General features: G+C 60.2%; 20 protein-coding genes. All 20 read right to left on the bottom strand.

Features of this window, described 5'->3' with window-relative positions; genetic code table 11:
- Positions 1–332: 332 nt before the first annotated feature.
- The 20 genes from AC1EJZ_RS07085 to thrC all read right to left on the bottom strand — a co-directional run bounded on the left by AC1EJZ_RS07085 (position 333) and on the right by thrC (position 19,046).
- Entirely contained in the window at positions 333–1,586 is a 1,254-nt protein-coding gene (locus tag AC1EJZ_RS07085; RefSeq protein WP_058236979.1) for an N-acetylglucosamine-6-phosphate deacetylase, read from the bottom strand.
- Between the two features lie 13 nt (positions 1,587–1,599).
- Complete coding sequence (nucS, locus tag AC1EJZ_RS07080; protein WP_058236980.1) at positions 1,600–2,298, bottom strand: endonuclease NucS; 699 nt, start codon at positions 2,296–2,298, stop codon at positions 1,600–1,602.
- A gap of 27 nt (positions 2,299–2,325) precedes the next feature.
- Complete coding sequence (locus AC1EJZ_RS07075) at positions 2,326–2,748, bottom strand: DUF2550 family protein (RefSeq protein WP_058236981.1); 423 nt, start codon at positions 2,746–2,748, stop codon at positions 2,326–2,328.
- A gap of 79 nt (positions 2,749–2,827) precedes the next feature.
- The gene (locus AC1EJZ_RS07070; protein WP_058236982.1) at positions 2,828–3,091 is read right to left on the bottom strand and encodes a F0F1 ATP synthase subunit delta/epsilon; all 264 of its coding nucleotides are present in this window, start codon (positions 3,089–3,091) and stop codon (positions 2,828–2,830) included.
- Complete coding sequence (gene atpD, locus AC1EJZ_RS07065) at positions 3,091–4,545, bottom strand: F0F1 ATP synthase subunit beta (RefSeq protein WP_371935771.1); 1,455 nt, start codon at positions 4,543–4,545, stop codon at positions 3,091–3,093. Before atpD ends, AC1EJZ_RS07070 begins: the two co-directional genes overlap by 1 nt.
- 18 nt (positions 4,546–4,563) lie before the next feature.
- Entirely contained in the window at positions 4,564–5,490 is a 927-nt protein-coding gene (locus AC1EJZ_RS07060) for a F0F1 ATP synthase subunit gamma (protein WP_058236983.1), read from the bottom strand.
- A 3-nt stretch (positions 5,491–5,493) separates the two neighbouring features.
- A complete protein-coding gene (atpA, locus tag AC1EJZ_RS07055; RefSeq protein WP_092648678.1) occupies positions 5,494–7,128 on the bottom strand; it encodes a F0F1 ATP synthase subunit alpha in 1,635 nt (544 codons plus the stop codon).
- A gap of 43 nt (positions 7,129–7,171) precedes the next feature.
- Positions 7,172–7,999, bottom strand: coding sequence for a F0F1 ATP synthase subunit delta (locus tag AC1EJZ_RS07050; RefSeq protein ID WP_480294384.1), 828 nt, complete (start codon positions 7,997–7,999; stop codon positions 7,172–7,174).
- Positions 7,999–8,583, bottom strand: a complete 585-nt coding sequence (locus tag AC1EJZ_RS07045) for a F0F1 ATP synthase subunit B (protein WP_092649113.1) — start codon at positions 8,581–8,583, stop codon at positions 7,999–8,001. Before AC1EJZ_RS07045 ends, AC1EJZ_RS07050 begins: the two co-directional genes overlap by 1 nt.
- A 5-nt stretch (positions 8,584–8,588) precedes the next feature.
- Entirely contained in the window at positions 8,589–8,795 is a 207-nt protein-coding gene (atpE, locus tag AC1EJZ_RS07040; RefSeq protein WP_092648680.1) for an ATP synthase F0 subunit C, read from the bottom strand.
- 43 nt (positions 8,796–8,838) lie between these two features.
- Positions 8,839–9,738, bottom strand: a complete 900-nt coding sequence (gene atpB, locus AC1EJZ_RS07035) for a F0F1 ATP synthase subunit A (RefSeq protein WP_285015655.1) — start codon at positions 9,736–9,738, stop codon at positions 8,839–8,841.
- Positions 9,739–9,881: 143 nt separating this feature from the next.
- Positions 9,882–10,409 (bottom strand): hypothetical protein, encoded by a 528-nt coding sequence (locus AC1EJZ_RS07030; protein ID WP_480294381.1) that lies wholly within the window; start codon positions 10,407–10,409, stop codon positions 9,882–9,884.
- A gap of 2 nt (positions 10,410–10,411) precedes the next feature.
- Complete coding sequence (locus AC1EJZ_RS07025) at positions 10,412–11,554, bottom strand: glycosyltransferase family 4 protein (RefSeq protein WP_092648683.1); 1,143 nt, start codon at positions 11,552–11,554, stop codon at positions 10,412–10,414.
- A 12-nt stretch (positions 11,555–11,566) separates the two neighbouring features.
- Positions 11,567–12,226 (bottom strand): L-threonylcarbamoyladenylate synthase, encoded by a 660-nt coding sequence (locus tag AC1EJZ_RS07020; RefSeq protein ID WP_070726430.1) that lies wholly within the window; start codon positions 12,224–12,226, stop codon positions 11,567–11,569.
- Between the two features lie 4 nt (positions 12,227–12,230).
- Complete coding sequence (gene prmC, locus AC1EJZ_RS07015; RefSeq protein ID WP_070726427.1) at positions 12,231–13,139, bottom strand: peptide chain release factor N(5)-glutamine methyltransferase; 909 nt, start codon at positions 13,137–13,139, stop codon at positions 12,231–12,233.
- Positions 13,132–14,235 carry a peptide chain release factor 1 gene (gene prfA, locus AC1EJZ_RS07010; protein ID WP_480294380.1) on the bottom strand — a complete coding sequence of 368 codons (1,104 nt, stop codon included), beginning with the start codon at positions 14,233–14,235 and terminating at the stop codon, positions 13,132–13,134. Before prfA ends, prmC begins: the two co-directional genes overlap by 8 nt.
- A gap of 83 nt (positions 14,236–14,318) precedes the next feature.
- A complete protein-coding gene (rpmE, locus tag AC1EJZ_RS07005; RefSeq protein ID WP_058236992.1) occupies positions 14,319–14,531 on the bottom strand; it encodes a 50S ribosomal protein L31 in 213 nt (70 codons plus the stop codon).
- A 174-nt stretch (positions 14,532–14,705) separates the two neighbouring features.
- Positions 14,706–16,622, bottom strand: coding sequence for a transcription termination factor Rho (rho, locus tag AC1EJZ_RS07000; RefSeq protein ID WP_480294379.1), 1,917 nt, complete (start codon positions 16,620–16,622; stop codon positions 14,706–14,708).
- A gap of 218 nt (positions 16,623–16,840) precedes the next feature.
- Positions 16,841–17,785: a homoserine kinase gene (gene thrB, locus AC1EJZ_RS06995; protein ID WP_070726485.1), complete on the bottom strand. Its 945-nt coding sequence runs from the start codon at positions 17,783–17,785 to the stop codon at positions 16,841–16,843.
- A 148-nt stretch (positions 17,786–17,933) separates the two neighbouring features.
- On the bottom strand, positions 17,934–19,046 hold the full coding sequence (gene thrC, locus AC1EJZ_RS06990; protein WP_285015672.1) for a threonine synthase: 1,113 nt from the start codon (positions 19,044–19,046) through the stop codon (positions 17,934–17,936).

The raw sequence follows: 19,046 nt of genomic DNA, 5'->3' as shown, positions 1-19,046 counted from the left end.
AGCCGGTGCTCCCAGCAATGCCGGTGCCAATGGCGTCTGGCTTCCACCCCCTGATCCCATCCAAAGGGTGCTTCTTCGGGCCACGCGACCACATGAGGTGTGCCAGGAGCAATCGGATGGACACAACCAGGACACGTGTACGTCTTCTGCGATCCCGACACGTACGACACCTGATAGTGCAGCCCACCAGGCCCCTCGGCACTAAGCGGCATGGAGGCCAGACGACTCATATCGAGGCGCGGATGTTCGCCGCCCCAAGGTCGTTTTCGTGACCGTCTGCCCCGCCCCATGTCGTGATCGCTCCTCTGGCCGCCTACGTCGTCTTGCCGCTCTTACTTATTCCTATCGCACACGACACCCGCGCGCCACACGCGCAAGGGGTGCAGCTCAGAATCCAGACAGACCACGTCAGCACGCTTGCCGACTTCGAGTGCCCCCACCGTCTCATCGCCAAGGATTCTCGCACCTTGAGCAGATGCCATAAATACCGCATCGACCAGCGGAATTCCAGCGCCTACTGCGACGCGCACGCAATCGAGCAGGTGAGCTGTTCCACCGGCGATCGCTCCGCCATCAGTCAGACGAGCAATCCCATCAGTTACCGTCACAGCCTGAGGCCCAAGCTGGTAGCTGCCATCCGCCATTCCGGCAGCAGCCATCGCATCAGTGATGAAGACGCAGCGCGACCGTCCGAGAACCTCGTACACACAGCGCACCAGCGTGGGATTGACATGCACACCATCACAGATCATCTCCACGACCGCATCACCTCGCGCACCCGCTGCAAGGAACTCTGCAATGGAACCGGGATCGCGGTGGTGCATCGGCTTCATGCCGTTAAACAGGTGCGTCACCGTCGCCAGGGGACGTGTATGGTCCGGGTCTTTCAGCTGATCAGCGTAGCGTCCTCGGGCGTCCTCAAAGACGGCTCGAACGTCGTCCGGCTCTGCATCCGTATGCCCCCACGATGGCAGAGCACCCCCCTCGCGCAGTACTTCAGCCACTGAACCCTCACCGCTGGCGTGCGGTTTCTCCGGCGCCACGGTCATGGTCACCGCGTGCCCGCCAGCCACGTCCAGCAGTTCAGCTGTCAGCACGGGATCCGGGTCGCAGATGAACTGTGGGTCCTGCGCGCCACAGCGCTCATGAGACACGAACGGACCTTCAAAGTGGATTCCAGCCAGCTCCCCTCGATCGGCCAGCGTGGCGAGCATGGCAGCACGTTCCTTGAGGGTCTGCGCGTCAGCAGTCACCAGCGATGCAACAAGGGAGGTCGTCCCGTGAGCGCGGTGCTCGGTAACAGCCGTCATCGCTTGCTCGGGGGTCTGCGCGTTCGGGAACGATTCGCCACCACCGCCGTGGCAGTGCACGTCGACGAGGCCAGGGATAATGATGTCATCGCTCGGCTTCAGATCATTGAGTTGTTCACGAATTGACGAGGGGGCCTCCTGCGCCGCCGCATCACCGACCCAGATAATGGTGTCGCGGTCCCACGCCACTGCCCCATCGTCGATCACCGTATCCGGTGTGACGACCCGTCCTCGAAGAGCAACGAGTGAAGTGGATTGATCAGTCTGATCCGTCATGGTCTCTCTTTTCCTAGAACAGGCGAGATTCTGCGTCATCGACGCCTCGCATTGCGTCGTAGTCGAGTACGACTACTTGGATTCCTCTGTCTTCTGCCAGTGTGCGTGCCTGCCGCGTGACCTCCTGAGCAGCGAAAATGCCGCGAATGTCAGAAAGCAGGGGATCTCTGGCCAGTAGCGACAGGTAGCGAGTGAGCTGTTCCACTCCGTCGACGCCACCGCGTCGCTTCACCTCGATAGCGATGGGAACATTGTGTTCGTCGCGCACCAGCAGATCCACCGGCCCGATTGGCGTGGGATATTCTCTGCGAACCAGCGAGTATCCCGTTCCCAGGATCAAGGGCACCTGTTCAGCCAGCAGAGCCTGCAGGTGGGCTTCCACGCCGTCCTTAATGAGGCCCGGATCCACGCCGAGGTCCTCGTTGACGTCGTGGAGAACGTCGAAAATACGGATGAGCAGCTGGTCGTCAGACTTGGCGGCCTGAACAGTCCACACCTCGCTCACGCCTAGATCCGTTTCATCGGTGCTGGGCTCATCGATGCGCATATGGCACGGGGCGCTCATCCAGTTCAGCGGCTTATAGGAGCCGCCATCGGAGTGAACCAGGACCGAGCCGTCTGCCTTCAGCATGATGACGCGCGGGGCTTTGTCCAGGTGCGCGGTTAGCCGGCCTGAATAATCAACTGAACATGTTGCTACTACGATACGCACGAAAGCGTGCCTGCCTTTTTGCTCGTTTTAGTCGATGGACGATTGCGAGGAACGCGGAGGGCCAGATTCTGCCCATGACACCAGGCCGTTGTAACTGGATGCGGCCATCGCCACCTGCCAGCGATCATCACCGGAGACCAGATGCACTTCGATCATGGTTCCGTCAACAGAGCGAGTGTCGGGCGCTGAGACTTCAAGGGTACGTCGAGGCATTGAGAAAACCGGCCGCATGGAAAACCCCACCAGGCGGTACCAGGTGAGGGTTTCGACTCCGTAATGGGCGACTCCGGCTGTCCAGCCGGACTGAGAGTCTCGGCGCGCCCAGCATCTAAACGATCCCAGGTAGGTGTCCAGCCGGCGGGCACGCACATTGATATAGCCGACGATCAGCATAGCGATGACGGCGAGTATGACGATGAGCCACAGCGCCCACACCAACGCAGTGTTCATGATGCTGTAGCTCCTTCCATGCAGTAATATCGCCTACGTCCGTGATGAATGCTCATCACGGACGTAGTTCTCAGTGTTCTCAGGACTCCATGCCTTCTGCAACAACGGTGACAACGTCAGAATCCACGGAGACGAATCCGCCGGCTACCGGAAATGTCTTCGTGTCGTCGCCAATGGTGAGAATGACGGGACCTTCTTTCAATCTAGCCAACAATGGTTGACGATGAGGCAAAATGCCCAGCGAGCCGTCTTCGACTGGGACCTGCACATACTGCGCAGCTCCCTGCCAGGACAGGCCTCGCTTCGTCACGATTTTGACGCTCAGCGCCCCTGTCTCGGCCATCAGGATTCTGCCTCAAGTTCGTGCCACTTGCGCTCCAGATCCTCAATGCCGCCGATATTGAAGAATGCCTGCTCAGGAACCTTGTCGTAGTAGCCCTCGGCAATGCGCTTGAAGGCTTCGATGGTTTCTGACAGCGGAACGGTGGAGCCTGGCTGGCCGGTGAACTTTTCAGCCATATAGATGTTCTGTGACAGGAACTGTTCGATTCGACGTGCACGCGCAACCGTGACCTTGTCTTCCTCGGACAATTCGTCGACACCCAGAATGGCGATGATGTCCTGCAGCTCCTTGTTCTTCTGCAAGATGGCCTTGACGTGGATTGCCACATCGTAGTGTTCCTGGCCGATCGCAGCCGGGTCAAGCAGACGGCTGGTCGATGACAGCGGGTCAACCGCCGGGTACAGACCCTTCGACGCGATCTCACGGGACAGTTCCGTGGTCGCATCCAGGTGCGCGAACGTGGTAGCCGGCGCGGGGTCCGTGTAGTCATCGGCTGGCACGTAGATGGCCTGCAGCGAGGTAATGGAGTGACCACCGGCAGAGGTGATGCGCTCTTGAAGCTGGCCCATCTCGTCCGCCAGATTCGGCTGGTAACCCACGGCCGAGGGCATACGGCCCAGCAGGGTGGACACCTCGGAACCTGCCTGAGTGAAACGGAAGATGTTGTCGATGAACAGCAGCACGTCCTGGTTTTGTACATCGCGGAAGTATTCCGCCATCGTCAGGCCGGTCAGCGCGATACGCAACCTGGTCCCCGGCGGCTCGTCCATCTGGCCAAAGACCAGTGCGGTCTTGTCGAAGACGCCTGCATCAGCCATTTCGTGAATCAGGTCGTTGCCTTCACGGGTACGTTCGCCCACACCGGCGAACACGGACACGCCGCCGTGATCCTGAGCAACACGCTGAATCATTTCCTGAATCAGCACGGTCTTGCCCACGCCTGCGCCGCCGAACAGGCCGATCTTGCCGCCCTGCACATAGGGGGTAAGCAGGTCGATCACCTTGATGCCCGTTTCGAACATCTTGGTGCGTGGCTCAAGCTGATCGAATGCAGGTGGTTGACGGTGAATAGGCCAGCGCTCTGTGATTTCGAGCTGTTCGCCATCTTTGAGGTTGAGCGGTTCACCGATCACGTTGAAGACGTGTCCCTTGGTGACGTCACCGACCGGGACAGTGATGGGGCCGCCGGTGTCGCGCACGCGGGCACCGCGCACCAGGCCGTCAGTCGGCTTGAGTGCGATTGTGCGAACCAGGTTGTCACCCAAGTGCTGTGCGACTTCCAGCGTCATGACGAATGATTCGGATCCTTCGCCCTGGTCAGGCAGCTCCACATCCACCTGCAGTGCGTTGTAGAGGGCCGGGATCCGGTCAGGCGGAAACTCGACGTCGACAACGGGGCCGACGACGCGGGCAACTCGGCCTTCGCCGGTTTCTGGTGATTCTGTCATGGTCATCTTCTCCATCATGTGGGCTCAGCCGTTAGCCAAGGCGTCGGCCCCGCCCACGATCTCACTAATTTCCTGCGTGATCTCCGCCTGGCGGGCCGAATTCGCCAAACGCGTGTACTTCGTAATCAATTCTTCAGCGTTGTCGGTTGCCGTGTGCATCGCTCGCTGACGCGACGCCAGTTCCGATGCGGCGGCTTGAAGCAGAACGTTGCGGATGCGGCTTTCCACATAAAGAGGCAGCAAAGCATCGAGGACGTCGCGCGCAGACGGGATGAATTCGTATTCAGGGAAAAGCAGCGATCCGTCGTCCTTTACCGGATCGACTTCATTTGTCTCGCCTTCACCGTAGGCATCCACGACAGTCAGCGGCAGCATCTGCCTGACCTGAGGAATCTGGCTCATCATGTTCCTGAATCGCGTGTAGACCAGGTGAACCTCGGACACGCCGGTCATCCTGTCCTCATCCAGGAACCGCTTCAGCAGTTCCTCGGCGATGCTGTGCGTCATCTCCAGGCTGGGTTCGTCCGATTCACCTTCCCACGAACGCTCGATCTCAGCGCCACGGAAGCTGAAGTAATTCTTGGCGCGACGCCCGCAGGTATACAGGATCGGGGTCTTCCCTTCTTCGCGCAGCGTGGTGATCAGGTGCTCTGTTTCACGCAGAATTGTCGCTGAATAGGCACCCGCCATGCCTCGGTCAGAAGCGACCACCAGCACGGCCACGCGAGGCGTGTCGTTTCGCACGTCGGTCAGCGGGTGCCCCATATCCGTGTGGATGGCAACTGAGGCCACAGCCTGCGTGATCGCCTGCTCGTAGGGTCCCACTTCGGTCGCATCGCGACGCGCCGCGCCGATCCTGGAGGCTGCAATCATCTCCATGGCGCGGAAGACCTTGCTCAGCGTTTGCGTAGACGCAATGCGCTGCTTGTAGATCCTCTGCTGACCAGCCATCGATCAGGCCTTCTTCTCACGGCGACGACGGACAATCTCTTCACGTGAATGTTCAGCTTCAACCTCGCCGTCCTCCAGGTTCTCACCTGGCTGAGCGCTCAGCCATTGCTGCGTGAACTTCTCTGCGGCCTCACGCAGAGCATTCTCCGTGTCATCATCCAGCACGCCAGTCTCGCGGATCGTGGTCAGCACGTCGGAGTGTGAGCGCAGGTAGTCCAGAAGCTGATGCTCGTAGGAACTCACGTCAGACACGTCCAGCTTGTCGAGGTAGCCGTGCGTACCCACCCAGATCGATGCGACCTGTTCTTCCACGGGGTACGGCGTGGACTGCGGCTGCTTGAGCAGTTCCATCAGACGCTCACCACGAGTCAACTGTGAACGGGTCGTGGCGTCAAGGTCGGAAGCGAACATTGCGAACGCCGCCATCGAACGGTACTGGGCCAGCGTCAGTTTCAGCGTGCCCGCCACTTTCTTCATGGCCTTGATCTGAGCGTCGCCACCCACGCGGGACACCGAGATACCGACGTCGACTGCAGGGCGCTGGTTCGAGTTGAACAGATTCGACTGCAGGAAGATCTGGCCGTCGGTGATTGAAATGACGTTGGTCGGAATGTAGGCCGATACGTCGTTCGCTTTCGTTTCGATGATGGGAAGACCCGTCATCGATCCGCCGCCCAGTTCATCGGAGAGTTTGGCGCAACGTTCCAGCAGACGTGAATGCAGGTAGAACACGTCGCCGGGGTATGCTTCACGCCCCGGTGGGCGACGCAGCAGAAGGGACACGGCTCGGTAGGCCTCGGCCTGCTTGGACAGGTCATCGAACACGATGAGGACGTGCTTGCCCTCGTACATCCAGTGCTGTCCGATAGCGGATCCGGTGTAGGGCGCAAGGTACTTAAAGCCTGCGGGGTCGGATGCCGGTGAGGCAATGATGGTGGTGTAGTCCATCGCCCCGTTTTCTTCCAGTGTGGAGCGCACCGATGCGATCGTCGAACCCTTCTGGCCAACCGCCACGTAGATGCAGCGCACCTGCTTGCTCGGATCGCCCGACAGCCAGTTATCACGCTGGTTCATGATCGTGTCGATCGCGATGGTGGTCTTACCTGTCTGACGGTCACCGATGATCAGCTGACGCTGGCCACGTCCGATCGGAATCATCGAGTCGATAGCTTTCAGACCGGTCTGGAGCGGCTCGTGGACCGAACGACGCATCATCACGCCGGGTGCCTGAAGTTCGAGGGCGCGTCGACCCGTCAGATCCTGGATCTCGCCCAGACCGTCGATCGGATTGCCGAGGGGGTCAACGGTGCGCCCCAGGTATCCGTCACCAACCGGCACAGACAGAACGTCACCTGTGCGGTGAACCGGCTGGCCTTCTTCAATGCCGCTGAAATCACCCAGCAGAACGGCACCAATTTCGCGCACGTCGAGGTTCATGGCCACGCCAAGCGTGCCGTCTTCAAAGCGAAGAAGCTCGTTTGCCATTGCACCGGGCAGGCCTTCCACGCGGGCAATGCCGTCGGCCGTTTCGGTGACGTGTCCGACTTCTTCGACTGCCGCTTGAGTGGGCTTGTAGGAGTCCACAAAAGAATCGAGAGCCGAGCGGATCTCTTCGGAGCTAATCGAGAGTTCAGCCATTGAGCGTTTCCTTTGTCTGTGTATTGTGGTGCGCCATCATCTATCAGTGCGCGAGGGATTGGTGCAACTGTCGTAGTCGCGTTGCTATCGATGAATCTATGACGAGGTCGCCGGAAATGATTCGGAATCCTCCGATCAGGGAGGGATCATATGTCATGTCGATGCTGACCGTTTCGCCCAGTTTCTCGTTGAGCATCGTCTGGAGGCGATGCATCTGAGCATCTGTCAACGGGCCGGCACTGATGACGGACACCAGGTTTTCGTCTTTCAGGGACGCTGCGTCCTGCGCGATATGGCGCAGATGCGACATCAGCTGTCCTTTGTTGAGCCGTCCGACCTGGCGGCGCACAATCCGCAGAGTCCATGCGCTGACGTGAGGTCCGAAAATCTTTTCCGCCAGAGCTGCCCGATCGTCAGATGATCCACGCCCCAGCACCGACAGCTGCGTGCGCAGCTCCCGGTTGGACAGGAGGACCTGGTGAATGTCGGACAATTCGGAAAGAACCCGGTCCAAGCCGTCATGAGACTTCGCGTCACGCAGAAGAGCGTGAATACCCACCTGCTCCAGACCCTCGATAATGTCACTGGACGATGACCACTCGCCCTCAACGAGAGTGTGAATCACCTCGAGCGTCTGAGAGGTGACCGTGGCGGCGAACAAGTCGTCAGCCAGACGCACCTTGTCCTCACGAGCGCGCGCCGGATCGGTCAATGAGCGACCCAAGCGTGAATCGTCCCTGACCATATCTGCGATAGCGAAGAGCTCTTCCGCCACACGCAGTCCCTGGTCAGTTTCAGAGAACGTGGGCGACAAGATGCGCGACACAACTGACTGTGCGGCATCGACACTCATGCGGCTTGATCTGCGCATTATGCGTTCGTTCCTTGCGGCTGTGCGGAGGTCGACGCAGCTGTGCTCAACGACATGTCATCAAGGTCATCGAGGAAGCGGTCCATCACCCGATGTGACAGATCCTGATCCCTGAGCTGCTCCGAGACGATGCGTTCGGCCAGCTGGGTTGCCAGCTCACCAATGTCCGAGCGCAGCGAAACCACTGCTGACTGGCGTTCAGCCTGAATCTGGCGCTGGGCGTTCTCCTGAATGCGGGCGGCTTCTTCCTGGGCGGATTCGCGAGCCTGAGACCTGATGCGTTTCGCGTCAGCATTTGCCTGCTCGCGAATGGAATGAGCTTCAACGTTGGCCTGCGCCAACGCCTCTTCGCGTTCGCGTTCAGCAAGTGCACGGTCTTCACGTGCCTGTTCAGCAGCATGCAGACCGGCCTCGATGCGCTCCTCGCGCTCATCCATCATCGCGTAGATGCGGGGAAGAGCGAACTTGCCGATGACAAGCCAGATTCCCAGCAAAATGATGGCAGACAGAAAGACTTCGGCCACTGGTGGGACGAGGACGCTCGTCCCAGCCGCCGCATCTCCTGCTTCTTGCATTGGCAACATGAATATCACTGAACGACGAAGGGCATTGCGAAGCCGATCAAGCCGAGGGCTTCGACAAGTGCGGCACCGATGATCATGTTGGTGAACAGACGGCCGGCAACCTCAGGCTGACGGGCGGTTGCTTCCTGGGTCTTGCCCACCAGCATGCCAATACCCAAAGCAGGTCCGAGGGTTGCAATTCCGTAGCCGATGTAGGCGATTGTTCCGGTCATGGATTCTTCCTTTTCTGTGTGTGCCGAGCGGCTGTGTATTTGACTAATGGGACTCCACCGACAACTTGATGTAGACAGCAGTCAGCGTGGCAAAAATGTAGGCCTGCAGGAAGGCGACGAAGATCTCGAAAAGCGTCATTGCAATGGCTGCCGCGAATGTGACGGCCGCCAGAGCCTTGAGCGAGCCTGCCGCCGCCAGCAGGGCTGACGTCCCGAAGAACGTCAATGCGAGCAACAGGTGTCCCGACATCATGTTGCACAGGAGTCGGATCGCCAGCGTTGCAGGGCGGACAATGAATGTTGAGAAAAACTCGATGGGAGTGATCAGCAGGTAAACCGGCTTAGGGAGTCCCTTCGGCAAGAGCTGCTCAGCAAAGAACGTGCCGACGCCGCGGGTACGGATACCCGCCCAGATGAACGACACGTAGGAGAAGATTGCGAACACCAGCGGCACAGCGATTACCGACGAGGCGGCAATGTTGATACCGGGAACGATACCGGTGATGTTCATTGCGATCACGCCGAAGAAAAAGACGCCGATCAGTGGCGCGTACTGTCGCCCTCGCTTCTCCCCCAACATCGGGATGGAGATCGAATCGCGGATAAACAGGGCACATGCTTCAATCAGTTGCTGGAAGCGAGTGGGGACGATCTTCGCCCTCATTGCGCCAGCAACAAACAGAGCGCAGATCAGCACCGCAGCAATGATGCGTGCCAGTGTCAGGCGGTTGACCACCGTACCGTGTTCAGGTCCGAACAGTGATGGCGGGAAGAAATCTGTCACACCGGGACTGTGGGGATGGCTGCGCAGCGCAGGGATAGCTGTCAGAGCTATCAGAAGAACCAGACCTGCCGTGACAATCCAGTACCAGAGCGGAAGGTTACGTCGCCTGGGCTCAGCGGAGCGTGACGTGACCTGTGTGGACACCTGGGTCGTTGACATCGCCGAGGACGGCCTCCTTTCGATCCGCATGCACTGCTCTACAGGCTAGCCGACACGTGGTGTCACGAGCGTTGCAGCGTCCCTACTCTAACAGGGTTCAGACCCTCTTTAGTGCCAAAACCACCTGATACGCGGGACAAACGTCACATTGAGGTGTCAGCACCCGGATCGTGCTCACCTAACCGCGTGCGGGAGTGGTCGCGAGTTTGCGCCACTTGACCGGATTGCGTCGCAACTGGGACCACCGTGGGGATGCGTGTACGCATCAAAATCACGAGTTCAATCACCATCAATGAGAGGATTGTCACGATTACTGTCATCGCGACAACGCGGTGATTGAGCCCCAGGGGGCGCGATGCCAAGAGCGCGACCGCCACTGCCACAAGCTTGAGCAAATATCCCCCGCCGATCCACGCCAGAAACAGATTCGGTCCCTGCGCGACCATGCGCGGCAGTGCAACGAATTCGGCGGCGCACAGGACTGCCACAACCAGGATGCTGACCAGCGCGGTCGTCCAGCCGACCGTTGACATCAACGCCCAGCACACCAGGACCCCGCCTGTCATCACGACGCCTGCAAGCACTATGAACCGGCGCAGCGCTGTCATGGCGCGATTCATCGCTGGCTGAGTAGCTGCGCGGGTGGGCGTGTGGTCATGGTCGAGTGACATGGCTACCTTTCGGATCTCGGGTCGGGCGCATCTGCCTCGGACTGTGGCGGGCGTGCGCGCGCTGATATCTTCCACGGGAATTCAGATGCGGTCAGGATCGTGGCCAGGACAATCAACGGCACAAAAATCATCACTGTCCGATTCCATTCAACCAGCAGCAAGGACAATGCGGCAGTCGAAATGATCGCCGTCCATAAATACAAAATCATGACAACGGCGCGATGGGAACGTCCTCGTGCCAATAGGCGATCGTGGAAGTGGGAGCGGTCGGCGTGGAATGGGCTCTTCCCACGCATCATGCGTCGAACTGCCGTCACCATCAGATCTCCGATGGGGACGACGATCACAGCCAGGGGCAAAATAATCGGCATGAGACCGGCGATGATCTGGCTTCGCTCCAGCACGTTGGGGTCGATCTGACCGGTGACGATGACACCGGAGGCAGCCAGAATCAATCCCAGCGTCTCAGCTCCCCCGCCCATCATGATGGACGAGGGGTGATAGTTGTACCACAAGAACCCGGCGCAGATCCCGACCAGTGCAATCACGATCAGTGACGCGGTTGTCGCATATGACTGTGCACCAAGCTGGCGTGACAGCAGGTAGGAATACCCGAAGAACACGGCCGCACCAATCCCCACGACTCCGGCCGCCAGACCGTCCAGACCATCAATGAAGTTCACGGCGTTGACGATGCCGACCATGACGAACACGGTGGCAATCAGCGACAACCGTGACGACCCGATCGTGATGCCGAAGATGGGAAATGAAACGAGTTGAACACCCTGGAGTGCCATGAGACCGGCGATCAGGATCTGTCCGGTCAGTTTGGTCAGCCAGTCCAGCTCCAGCAGGTCATCGAGCACGCCCAGCACGCACATGGCTGCAGCACCTGCCATCACTGCCCACGGGATGCTGGTCGAATACACGGGCGCCATGTACGGGATTCGTGAGCCGATCAGCAAAGTGATGAGCAGACCGACGGTCATGGCGATGCCACCCAGTCGCGGTATCGGTGTGACCTGAATATCGCGTTCACGCAGCTTCGGCACAATCCCCCACCGTAGGCATGTCCATCGCACCAGCGGCGTCATAATCGCGGTGACACCACTGGCTATGAGCATGAGCAGCAGGTAGACCTTCATCGGTGGCGGCCTCTACTTGTCCTCAGGACTTTTAAAAGTGCAGCCCGCCGTATCTTCCAGGTCGCGCGGGTCGATGACGCCCAGGCGGATCAGTGTGGGCTGCTCCGTGGCCATATTGATGATCGTCGAGGGAGTCGCCCCCGCCGTTGGACCACCGTCAATATACAGGTCGACGTGATCCTCGAACGAGGCAGCGGCCGCCTCAACACTGGTGGCGGGAGGCTCGCCCGTCAGATTCGCTGATGTGACGGCCATTGGACCGCATTCGCGCAAAATCGACAGCGCCACCTCACTATCAGGCATGCGCAGTGCGATCGTGCCGCCCGTGTCGCCCAGATCCCAGCCCAGGTCGGGGTGGGCGCGGACGATCAGCGTCAAGCCTCCAGGCCAGAACCGTCGCGCCAGTAAACGCGTGCTCTCACTGATGTCAGTGCCAAGCACGTCCAGCGCTTCATTATCTGCGACCAGAACCGGCGGTGGTTTGGAGCGTCCTCGCCCCTTGGCGTGTTGAACAGCTTCGACGGCGGCAGGGTCGTGTGCGGTTGCGCCGATCCCGTAGACCGTGTCGGTCGGCATGACGATGAGGCCACCACGGTTGACACACGTGCGGATGCGCTGCAGATCCTGCGCTGAGATGCCATGTGAACAGTGAAGAATAGTCGAATGTGCCACGCGGCTATTGTTCCACGACGGGGGCGGTTGCGATAACCATGCGGGGCCGTCCCGTCAAATCCGGTGCCGTATGCACATTCGTGAAGCCCTGAGCTGTAGCGTATGCCACCAGATCCTCTGCCTGAGATTCGGCGTGCTCCATAACGAGTGTGCCGCCCGGAGCCAGCAGGGCGCGCGCCCGGGTCATGATGCCACGTGGGATCACCAGCCCATCTTCTCCCCCGCCATACAAGGCACGCGGCGGGTCCAGTTGCGCTTCGCGTTGCGTAGGGTGGGCGCTGCCGGGAACATACGGCGGGTTCGACACGACAACGTCGGCCCTCCCCTCGTATTCGACGAGGGCGGATAATGCATCGGCGCGTACCAGATGAACGCGCACCGGCTCGATGTCAGCGATATTGCGAGCGGCAAGCTGACAGGCAGCCTCGTCAATCTCCACGGCAAGAACGCGCGAGGCGGGTACCTCGGTGGCAACCGCAAGTGCGATGGCTCCCGACCCTGTACACAGGTCCACCACCACAGGCTCATCCGCACTGCAGGTTCGCGCCGCGTCAATGGCGTGCTGCGCGACCATTTCGGTTTCGGGTCGAACAACGAATACGCCGGGCTCTGCGCGCAGGGTGAGCATCCGAAAATACATGCGACCCGTGATGTGCTGCAGAGGAATGCTGGTGCGCCTCGATGCGATGGCGCAGCGGTAGCGTTCTGCTGCGCGCGCGCCCACCTGGTCCGGGGCGCTCACGAGGCTGTCACAGCCCAGTACCCATTCCAGCAGCTCACGGGCATCCTGGTCGGCGTGTGCTCCCTCCAGGTTGACTGCTTGAAGGGCGCGTCTGCCCCACGCGAACAATTCGCGTGGCGTATAGGTTGCTGAACGCGGCAGCACCAGCTGCTCGTTCAGTGCCCTATTCATCGCCCGCTTTGCCCAGGCGCGCTGCCTCGTCAGTGTCGATCGCTGACTGGATGACAGGATCCAGGGAGCCGGACAACACCTGGTCAAGGTTGTAGGCCTTGAAACCGGTGCGATGGTCAGAGATGCGGTTTTCCGGGAAATTGTAGGTGCGGATGCGCTCCGAGCGGTCAACGGTGCGTACCTGAGACAGGCGCTGTGCGCTGGCTTCAGCCTCACGCTTGGCCCTGGCTTCAGCAGCAAGTCTGGATGCCAGCACGCGCATAGCTGCGATACGGTTTTGCAGCTGCGATTTCTCATTTTGCATCGACACGACGATGCCGGTCGGAATGTGAGTGATGCGCACAGCCGAGTCCGTCGTGTTCACGGACTGTCCGCCAGGCCCTGACGAACGGTAGACGTCGATGCGCAGATCGTTCTGGTCGATTTCAACTTCGTCATCTTCTTCGACTTCCGGCATGACGAATACGCCGGCAGCAGAGGTGTGGATTCGTCCCTGCGATTCGGTGACAGGAATGCGTTGGACGCGGTGAACGCCACCCTCGTACTTGAGATGAGCCCACACGCCTTCTTCCGGGCTGGGTGTGCCTTTGGCGCGGATCGCCATCGTGATGTCCTTGAAACCGCCCAGCTCGGTGGGCGTGGAGGACAGTTCGGTGACCGACCATCCCTTCGTGGTGGCGTAGCGCTCGTACATACGTGCCAGGTCTGCTGCGAACAGGGCGGATTCTTCGCCGCCTTCACCGCTCTTGACTTCCAGGATCACATCGAGCGCGTCGTCAGGGTCGCGCGGCGTCAGAATATCGACGAGGGCATCGTGCGCCTGGCAGGTCTGTTCCTCCAGGCTTGTCACCTCATCCGCAAATGACGGATCCTCCTCGGCGAGTTCGCGAGCTGCTTCCATATCGTCACTGGCTGCGCAGTAGCGCTGGTAAGCCTCGGCAACACGGTTCAGTTCGGCGTAGCGCCGCCCCACTTTACGAGCCTTTGCCTGATCGTTGTGCAGTGCAGGATCTGCCATTTGCTGCTCGACACTATGGTGCTCTTCGAGCAGTGCCTGCAGCGTCGGGAATTCATCTGCGTGTGATGCCGATGCCATGCGAGCTCCTCCGATTGTGGCGAAAAGATGTGCGATACAAAGACGCCGGTGCCCTGACGGGTCACCGGCGCTGAAGTCAAACGCTACTTGCTGCGTTTGCCGTAACGGGCTTCGAAGCGAGCCACGCGGCCACCAGTATCCATAATCTTCTGCTTACCCGTGTAGAACGGGTGGCACTGGGAGCACACGTCCACGCGCATCTGACCCGACGTAATCGTCGAGCGTGTTTCAAACGAGTTGCCGCATGTGCACGTCACCGTGGTGGGAACGTATTCGGGGTGGATACCCTTTTTCATGGTTTTCTCCTTACGGGATTCGAGGACGCCGGGTCCGCATGCGCAATCATCGACATCGCGCATTACGCGGTGAACCGGAACCGAGTTGCAATTGTGCCACTTTCCGGCCGATAGATCCAGATGATGTACCGGCGGTGCAGGTGAGATTACCCACCCGCACCGCCGGTGGGTAATCTAGTCAGCGTTCGGCGTGGTCTTCTGGATCAGCATGAGGAACTCAGCATTGGACTGGGTTTCCTTGAGTTTGTCCAGAACCACTTCCAGTGCCTGCTGTTGCTCAAGGGATCCGAGGACGCGGCGCAGCTTCCACATGATGCGCAGCTCTTCAGGCTTGAACAGGACTTCCTCGCGACGAGTGCCCGAGGCGTTGACATCGATGGCCGGGAAGATTCGACGATCTGCCAGCGCGCGCGACAGGCGCAGTTCCATGTTGCCGGTGCCCTTGAACTCTTCAAAGATGACTTCGTCCATCTTGGACCCGGTCTCCACCAAGGCAGAGGCCACGATGGTCAGTGAGCCGCCTTCCTTGAGGTTGCGGGCTGCGCCGAAGAACTTCTTGGGCGGGTACAGCGCGGAAGCGTCCACACCACCGGAGAGGATACGACCTGACGCCGGTGCCGCCAGGTTGTAGGCGCGTGACAGGCGCGTGAGTGAATCGAGCAGCACGACAACGTCCTGTCCCAGCTCGACCAAGCGCTTGGCTCGCTCAATGGCAAGTTCGGCAACCGTGGTGTGGTCGGAAGCGGGGCGGTCGAAGGTGGAGGCGATGACTTCACCCTTGACAATAGAGCGCATGTCGGTGACTTCTTCAGGACGCTCGTCAACCAGGACGACCATGAGGTGAACCTCAGGGTTATTGACCTCGATTGCCTTGGCGATCTGCTGGATAATCATCGTCTTACCGGCCTTCGGAGGGGAGACGATCAATCCTCGCTGTCCCTTGCCGATCGGTGCCACCAGGTCGATGACGCGAGGCGTCACGGCCTTCGGGGTGGTTTCCAGGCGCAGCTGCTCATTGGGGTACAGCGGTGTCAGTTTGCCGAATTCGCGGCGCTCGCCGGCTTCCTCGACAGACATTCCGTTAACGGTGTCCACCTTGACCAGTGCGTTGTACTTCTGGCGCTGGCGCTCGCCTTCGCGAGGCTGACGCACCGCACCGGAGACGGCATCGCCTGCGCGCAGGTTCCATCGGCGCACATTGCCCAAAGTGACGTACACATCGTTCGGGCCGGCCAGGTATCCCGAGGTACGAACAAAGGCGTGGTTTTCCTGAACGTCCAGGATGCCTGCGATAGGTGCCAGCACATCGTCTTCACGAATTTCCGGCTCATTGTCGCGACGGCGGTTGTTGCGCGAATTTCGCTCCGAACGATCTGAGCGGTCTCGGCGCTCGTCACGGTCTCGTCCGCGGCGGCGCGCATTGCGTTCTCTGCGACCGCGCCCACGGGAGTTGTTCGCGTTGTCGCCTTCAGGCAGTTCAATCTCATTGAGTTTGCGGTGAGCTGACTCGCTACCGGACTGCTCGGCGTCGGCCGAGTCATCATCACTGTGAACACCGGCGAGTTCAGCACGCACATCGAGGGCAGCCGCGCGATTCTCACGCGCCTCGTTGTTGCGCTCATACTGGTTGGAGCGTGAACGTCCGTGACCATTGCCCTTGCGGGCCAGTGGCTTGCGTTCGCGGTGCTCGTCAGATGAGTCGCCCTCGTCGTGGCCGTCACCCTTGGGAGCCAGCGGCTTGCTCTGGAAGTCCGACCCAGGAAAGTCGAGTGAGAATTGACGCGGCTCGACAGCACCGGCAGTGGCGACGCGGCGACGTCCTCGTGACCGTGTCGGTGTCGAGGCCTGTTCGCCTGTCGATTCAGATTGGTGGCGTTCAGAGGCGTCAGCGGCAGGGCGTTTGTGCTCTGAGCGTGCTTGAGACAAATTGTTGCCGCGGCGGGCGGCTTCGATGGTGGAGACCAGATCGGCCTTGCGCATGGTCGAGACTCCGCGGAGCCCCATCTGCGCTGCAAGTGCCTTCAGCTCCGTCAGCTTCATGGCTGACAATGGCGCGTGATTCGATGCGCCATCAGTGTGATCGTTGCTCACTAATTGTTCCTCACTTGATCGCCCTATGCGGGCAGATGAAATCCGTTGAAAGATACACAAACGGAGGTGTACACGTCGAACAAGTCTTGTGACGAGTACCAGGATGGCCGACACAGCGGCTATGACTGTACAACACAGTCACCGCTGAAAAGTTTAACCACTTCTCCCCCCACTATGCCATCTTTCGCGTGGCAATGCGAGGATTGTTGAGCGGAAAATCACACATTGGGACGCTGCGGGCGATCTGTTCGGATTCCATCCCCGCTGACAGCCAGAGAGCGCACAGTCCAACCCGACCGCTGCGCGCTCGCACGCATGTCATCATCCACGTGGTTCAACGCCATGACAGTGGGTCCTGCGCCGGAGACCACTGCCGCCACGCCGGCTTCACGCAGCCAGTCAACCAGTGCCAGTGACGGCTCCATCACGGCGCGCCGGTATTCCTGGTGCAGATGGTCCTCAGTTGCGTCGAAAAGCCAGCGGCTGATATCCGCATCGTCCGAGCCGACAGTGCGCGCATTGTCGGACATGACGGCAACCAGCACAGCTGCACGTGAAATGTTGGCAACAGCATCGCGATAGGGCACGACGTCGGGCAGGACCTGACGCGCCTTCGACGTGGCGAGTGGGAAATCAGGAATAAACACGGTGGGCGTCATCGACGCGGGGGGCTCAAATCGCAGGGCCTGAGCGTCATCATCACCCATCCACGCCACTGTCATGCCGCCTTCGATTGCGGGGGCCACATTGTCCGGATGTCCTTCCATGTGCGTGGCGAGCTGCAGGATCGTGTGATCATCCAGCGCCTCAGCGTCGCGGATCAGCTCGCGCGCCAGGGCCAGTCCCGCCACGACGGCACTGGCCGATGAGCCTAATCCCCTGCTGTGCGGAATGACGTTATGGCAGTGCATTCTCACGCCTACCTGCGGCGCGCCCACATGATCCAAGCCCACTCGCATCGCACGCACGATCAGGTTGTCGTCGCCCTCGCTGACAGTGCCTGCCCCTTCGCCCTCGACAACAATGCTGGTCGGGCCGGCAGTGGCGTGAACGGACACGATGTCGCGCAGATCCAGTGCGATCCCGAGACAGTCAAAACCCGGCCCCAAATTGGCGCTGGTGGCCGGCACGCTGACACGAGCAAAATCCGCACGCAGTTGCACGATGGTCTCCCACACATTGATTAACAGTGAACGAGGGCGGCGCTCGCCGCCGTTCATGAGGCGATGAAACTTAGTCTAGACCGCACACGGCGCCGAATCGCCCACTAACGGCACAGCGATGCGCCTGCGTGCACCTCGGTAACGTCGGCTACTTCAACCCCAGCAGTTCAGCAACTTCGTGCGTGTCGGGTGCAACGACTTCGGCCTGCACACCCCCGTCAGGCAGAGCCGCGAGCGCCGTCTTCGTATCCTTCAGGCCATTGCCCGTCACCGTGCACACAATTCGTGCGTCGCGCGGAACGCGTCCGTCTTCAGCTGCGCGGAGCAGCCCGGCCACGGATGCGGCAGATGCCGGCTCGACGAATACTCCGGCTTCGCCGGCGATGATCTGCTGGGCGCGCATGATTTCCTCGTCGGGAACAGCGGTGATGAGTCCCTTGGAATCGTCGCGCGCACGTGAGGCGAAATCCCACGACGCAGGGAATCCGATCCGGATGGCGGTCGCAATTGTTTCCGGGTTGTCGATGGGGTGTCCGGCAACAAATGGTGCCGCTCCGGCTGCCTGCACGCCCCACATCTGCGGTACGTGTGTGGCAACGGCTGGAAGGTTCCGGTAGGACTCTTCCATCGTGGTGACAGCTTTCTGGCCAGCGTATTCGTTGTAACCCATCCAGTAGGCGGAAATGTTCCCGGCGTTTCCCACGGGCAGTATGTGAATGTCGGGCGCATCGCCCAGCGCGTCAACGATTTCGAATGCGGCGGTCTTTTGCCCCTGTAGGCGGTAGGGGTTGACCGAGTTGACCAGTGCGACAGGGTAGGTTTCCGTCAGCTTGCGCACAATGCGCAGCGCATCGTCGAAGTTTCCGTCGACCTGAACCAGGCGGGCACCATGCATGATGGCCTGGGCCAGCTTTCCTGCAGCGATTTTTCCGGCGGGCAGGATCACGACGCATTGCAGTCCGGCAGCCACAGCATAGGCTGCAGCCGAGGCTGACGTGTTGCCGGTGGAGGCGCAGGCGATCATCTGGGTGTCGGTGGCGGCGATTTTGGACACGGCCATTGTCATGCCGCGGTCCTTGAACGAGCCAGTCGGGTTGGCGCCTTCCACTTTCAGCCAGACGCGCGCTCCGACGCGCTTCGAAATGGCAGGAGCTTCTACCAGTGGTGTGCCACCTTCCAGCAGTGTGACAACCGGGTCGGATTCTTCCAGTGGGAGCCGCTCAGCGTATTCACGCAGCAATCCGCGCCATTGATGAGCCAT

Source organism: Pauljensenia sp. C0170B5 (assembly GCF_056590195.1).
The sequence above is the reverse complement of the archived record's forward strand: the minus strand, read 5'-3'. Positions and strand labels throughout refer to the sequence as shown.